General features: G+C 71.0%; 3 protein-coding genes. 2 read left to right on the top strand and 1 reads right to left on the bottom strand.

The features are described from left to right. Window positions 1-363 (bottom strand): SLOG cluster 4 domain-containing protein (locus AC08OQ_RS17700; protein WP_476612222.1); only part of this gene is annotated, 363 nt, incomplete at its 3' end. Between the two features lie 391 nt (window positions 364-754). On the opposite strand from AC08OQ_RS17700, the gene AC08OQ_RS17695 reads away from it, so the two are divergent. Continuing rightward, a complete protein-coding gene (locus AC08OQ_RS17695) occupies window positions 755-3,340 on the top strand; it encodes a glutamate--cysteine ligase (RefSeq protein ID WP_476605547.1) in 2,586 nt (861 codons plus the stop codon). Window positions 3,341-3,605: 265 nt separating this feature from the next. Next, window positions 3,606-4,786 (top strand): N-acetylglutaminylglutamine amidotransferase (locus AC08OQ_RS17690; RefSeq protein WP_476612221.1); only part of this gene is annotated, 1,181 nt, incomplete at its 3' end.

Genomic DNA, 4,786 nt, shown 5'->3' with positions numbered 1-4,786 from the left:
TCCCAAACAGGCCCTAAGCGTTCCCCAGCTTCCGCCGACGGCGACCAACGCGTCGCTGCCGCGGACGAGCAGGCCGTTGCGCAGCTCGCCCAGCCCGGTCGGGAGGCTGACGGTGAGATGGTCGTTTCCCTCGTCCCGGGACAGGCCCGGCAGCAGCCCGATCGTCGTCCCGCCGACCGATCGGGCGCCCCGGCAGGCCGCTGCCATGATCCCGCCCAGGCCCCCGCAGACGACGTACCAGCCGACCTCGGCGAGACGCCGTCCGACGGACTCGGCGGTGGCGACCTCACGGACGGTGGCCTTGGCCGGCCCGATCACCCCGATGTAGACCTCGTCCCGCCGCATCCGCCCGTCCCGCCGCATCCGTCGATCCTCCCGCCGGTGAGCCGGTCGAGCGACCGCGCGCCGCATCGGACAGCCGCATCGGAGAGTCCGCGCCCTGCACGCTTCGTCACGTTTTATCGAGGCCCGGCGGGATAGTAGAGACCCTGTTGGGGCCGTCGGCCCCGCCAGCAGGGCCGACGGACCGGATGGACGGACCGGACGAGACCGGGCGAGAGTGGTCGTGGTCGAGTGGTCGTGGTCACGCAGGTGGGCCGGGGCGAGGCCTCGGGCGAGGCGTCGGGTGGCGGCCGGTACCCGGCGACGACAAGGGTGGGGGTGCAGGTCCGTGGCGAGTAGTGCGGGATTCTTCCCGAGACGGGTCATAGCTGTGATACGCATGTGTAACCGGCAGGCCGTAGCGTAGCCCGCCATGAGCGACGCACGAATCGTGGCCGTCGGCGTCGAGGAGGAATTTCACATCCTCGATCTCACCACCCGTCAGCTCGTTCCCAGGGCCGAGGAAATCCTCCGCCGGCTCGACGGGGACTCGTTCTCCCCAGAGCTATTGAAATCGGTTGTCGAGACGAACAGTCAGCCGACGGCGGATCTGCTGGAGCTGCGGACGAACCTGCTCGATCTGCGGCGGCGACTCGCGGAGGTGACCGGCGAGCTTGGGCTCGGGCCGGCCGCCGCGGGCACCGTGCCGATCGTGGACATGGATCTGCTCGACGTCTCCCGGGACGACCGTTACGAGCAGATGACTGAGGACTACCAGATCGTCGCGCGCGAGCAGCTCATCTGCGGCGCTCAGGTGCACGTCGACGTGGCCGACCGTGACCTCGCGATGGCCGTCGTCGCCTGGACCGCGCCGTGGCCGCCGATGCTGCTGGCGCTCTCGGCCAGCTCGCCGTTCTGGATGGGTGCCGACAGCGGCTACGCGAGCATGCGCACGCTGGTGTGGCAGCGATGGCCGACCGCGGGGGTCGCCGGGTCCTTCCGGACCGCCGCCGAGTACGACCAGCTCGTGGCGGACCTGATCAAGTCCGGGGTGATCAGCGACCCGGGGATGGTCTACTTCGACGTCCGCCCGTCGGCCCACCTGCCCACCGTCGAGCTGCGCATCTGCGATGCCTGCCCGGACGTCGACAACGTCATCCTCATCGCCGGGCTGTTCCGGGCGCTGGTGTGCCAGGCCATCGAGGAGATCGAGGCCGGCGGCCAGGCCCCGCCGCCGCGCGCGGAGCTGCTGCGCGCGGCGACCTGGCGGGCGGCCCGGTCCGGCCTGGAGGGCGACCTCGTCGACCTCCTCGGTACCGGCCCTATACCGGCCCAGGCCATGCTGCGCCGGCTGCTCACCGAGGTCCGCCCGCAGCTCGAACGGTTCGACGACTGGGAGCTCATCGACAACCTGGCCGAACAGGCCGTTGGCCGGGGCAGCTCCGCGCACCGCCAGCGCCGGGCCTTCGCCCGTCGGGGTCTGCTCACCGACGTCGCGGATCTGGTGCTGGCCGAGACCCGCGACGTCCCGCCCGCGGGGGCGGCGGCCGCGCTGGGGAGCGCGCCCGCCGTGTCCGCCTCCGACCAGATTGCGCCGCGGCTGCTCGAGCGCTACCAGCCGACCGGGTACGACGAGATCGTCGATGCCCGCGGCGCGGTCCGTCCCCAGTACCGGGCCGTCATGCGCACCTTGGAACGGCTCGGCCCGGGCATCCTCGACGAACGGGTCGGGACGCGCGAGGCCGAGCAGAACGACCGGGGGATCATCTTCCGGGCCTCGGGGGACTCCACCAGCCGTCCCTTTCCGTTCGACCTGGTCCCGCGGATCATCGCCGCCGACGACTGGACGACCCTGACGACCGGGCTGAGCCAGCGGGTCCGGGCCTTGGAGGCGTTCCTGCACGACAGCTACGGCGAGCGGGCGGCCGTCGCCGACGGGATCGTGCCGGCCTGGGTGGTCAACGACGCGCCGAGCCTGCGCCACGGCGGTCGCGCCGCCGGCCCGGACGCCATCCGGGTGACCGTCGCCGGCATCGACCTGGTCCGCGGCGGCGACGGCGGCTGGCTGGTGCTGGAGGACAACCTGCGCGTCCCGTCCGGTATCGCCTACGCCATGGAAGGCCGGCGGCTCGCCGAGTCGGTGCTGCCGGAGCTCGGTCCGCCGGCCGGCATCCTGCGGCTGGACGGTATACCCGCCCTGCTGCACGAGGCGCTGGTCGCGGCGGCCCCGGCGGCGGCCGCGGGGGAACCGGCGGTGGCCGTGCTGACCGGCGGGAAGACCGACGCGGCGTACTTCGAGCATTCCCTGCTCGCCGAGAAGATGGGCGTTGCGCTGGTGGAACCGGCGGATCTGCTGGTCGACGACAACGACGTCGTCCACCGGATCGACGGCTCCCGGCGGTGCCGCGTCGACGTCCTCTACCGCCGGATGGACGAGGACGACCTGTTCGGCGCCCTCGGAGCCGACGGCACCCCGTTGGGGCTCCCGCTGCTGCGCGCGATCCGGGCCCGCCGGGTCGGCATGGCGAACGCTCTGGGTAACGGGGTGGGTGACGACAAGGTCGTCTACGCCTACGTCCCGCGGATGGTCACCTACTACCTGGGCGAGCAGCCGGTGCTCGACGACGTGCCGACCTATGTCTGCGGTGACCCGGAGCAGCGCGAACACGTGCTGGACAACCTCGATCAACTGGTGGTGAAGCCGGTCGACGGGTACGGCGGGTCCGGCGTGGTCATCGGGCCGCGCGCCGAGCCCTACCGGCTCACCGAGGTCCGCGAGCGGATCCTGGCCGATCCCCGGCAGTGGATCGGCCAGGAACTGGTGTCGCTGTCGACCCATCCGACCTGGCACGACAGCCATCTCGAACCCTGCGCGGTGGATCTGCGGGTCTTCGTCTACGCCGGGTGGGAGCCGCGGGTGGTGCCCGCGGCGCTCAGCCGGGTGGCGCCTCCCGGCAGTCTGATCGTCAACTCCTCGCAGGGCGGGGGGTCCAAGGACACCTGGATTTCCCGCCGTTAGCCGGTGATTCCCCGCCGTCAACCGTTCCGTGACCGCTACTCTCCGTAGTCTGATCCAGGGTGGCCCGGTCTTCCGTCGCGGGGTGCTCCGTCGCGGGTGCACTGCGGTTCCGCGCGGGTTGGCGACCGAGGGAGTTGGCAACATCGCGGACACTGTTGTGAAATCTCCGTCCTCGAGAGTGAGGTCGTAATCAACGGCTGCGGTATCGGGAAGGAAGCCCCGGGGAATGGATCTCGCCTGACTTCATCGATCGACGGGAGCGCACATGTGCGGGCTGAGTGGCGAGCTGAGATTCGACGGCCGGGGAGCGAACGTCGACGCGGTGGTGCGGATGACCGCGACGATGGTGCCGCGGGGCCCGGACGGCGTGGGAGTGTGGTCCGCCGGCCCAGTTGCGTTCGGGCACCGTCGCCTGAAGATCATCGATTTGTCCGAGCGCGGTGCCCAGCCCATGGTGGACAACGAGCTCGGCCTGACCACGGTGTTCAACGGGTGCATCTACAATTATCAGGAGCTGCGTGACGAGCTGGTCGCGGCCGGCTACCGCTTCTTCTCCACCTCCGACACGGAGGTGATCGGCAAGGCGTACCACCGGTGGGGGAGACGCTGCGTCGACCACTTCGCCGGGATGTTCGCCTTCGCCATCGCCGAGCGGGACAGCGGGCGGCTGATCCTCGCCCGGGACCGGCTCGGCATCAAGCCGCTCTACCTCACCGGGAACAGCGAGCGCCTGCGGTTCGCCTCCACCCTGCCGGCCCTGCTCGCCGGCGGCGGCGTCTCCTCCGACATCGACCTGGTCGCCTTTCACCACTACCTGTCGTTCCATTCCGTGGTGCCCGCCCCGCACACGATTCTGGCCGGGGTGCGCAAGCTGCCCGCGGCGACCGTGCGGGTGGTGGAACCGGACGGCACCTCGACCGACGACCTGTACTGGCGTCCCAGCTTCACCCGCGATCCCGCGTACGCGGACTGGACCGCCCGTGACTGGCAGGACGCGATCGCCGAGCGGCTGCGCCTCGCGGTGCGCCGCCGGATGGTCGCCGACGTCCCGGTCGGCGTGCTGCTGTCCGGTGGGCTGGACTCCAGTCTGATCGTCGCGCTGCTCGCCGAGGCGGGGCAGAAGGATCTCGCGACCTTCAGTGTCGGGTTCGAGGCCGTCGGCGGCGAGCCCGGCGACGAGTTCGTCTACTCCGACGTCATCGCCCGGTATTTCGATACCGACCATCACCAGATCCGGGTGCCGGGGACGAGGCTGCTGCCCGCCGTCGACGCGGCCATCGCCGCGATGAGCGAGCCGATGGTCAGCCACGACTGCGTGGCCTTCTACCTGCTCTCCCAGGAGGTCTCCCGGCACGTCAAGGCCGTGCAGTCGGGGCAGGGCGCCGACGAGGTCTTCGCCGGGTATTCCTGGTATCCGCCGCTGGCGGGTGTTGGGCGGACCGACGC

The organism is Frankia sp. CcCS3, from assembly GCF_977927575.1.
Note: the sequence above shows the minus strand (reverse complement) of the source record. Positions and strands in the feature narration are given on the sequence as shown.

What these genes read in the sequence shown, in the direction of transcription:
- AC08OQ_RS17695 (WP_476605547.1), top strand. Translation starts at nt 755, where the DNA reads ATGAGCGACGCACGAATCGTGGCCGTCGGCGTCGAGGAGGAATTTCAC.